The 412-nt window shown below is 58.5% G+C and carries 1 protein-coding gene; it reads left to right on the top strand.

Annotation, left to right across the window (positions count from 1 at the left end):
* Positions 1-412 (top strand): tyrosine-type recombinase/integrase (locus KMS84_RS43980; protein ID WP_256921367.1); only part of this gene is annotated, 412 nt, incomplete at both ends.

Here is a 412-nt window from a genome sequence, read left to right as displayed (position 1 = left end):
CGTGCGCACCATCATACGTGCCGTTCTGGGCTTTGCCGAAGGTCGCGGCTGGGTGGAGCGCAACGTGGCGCTCAGCAACATTGAGGAGTTGAAGATTCGCCACATTGTGACCAGCAACCCGGCGATCGAAAGGCCATCCGACCTGGGCAGGTTTCTTCTACGCCTTGATGACTGCAGCGACGGCAGCGTTGCCGCGGCAATGCGCCTGCTGGTCATATTGCCCGTCCGCCCAGGCGAACTGGTGCAGATGCGATGGGAAGATGTCGACTTGGTGGGCGCCGATTGGCGTTATGTGGTGAGCAAGACCAAGCATCTGGACAAGAACAAACACATCGTGCCGTTGCCTGAGCAAGCCTTGATTCTGTTACGCGAGCTACATAGAACCCGCGTGGTGGATGAAGAAGGCAAAGGC

The sequence above is a fragment of the Streptomyces hilarionis genome (assembly GCF_024539675.1).
GTDB lineage: Bacteria > Actinomycetota > Actinomycetes > Streptomycetales > Streptomycetaceae > Streptomyces > Streptomyces hilarionis.
The sequence above is the reverse complement of the archived record's forward strand: the minus strand, read 5'-3'. Positions and strand labels throughout refer to the sequence as shown.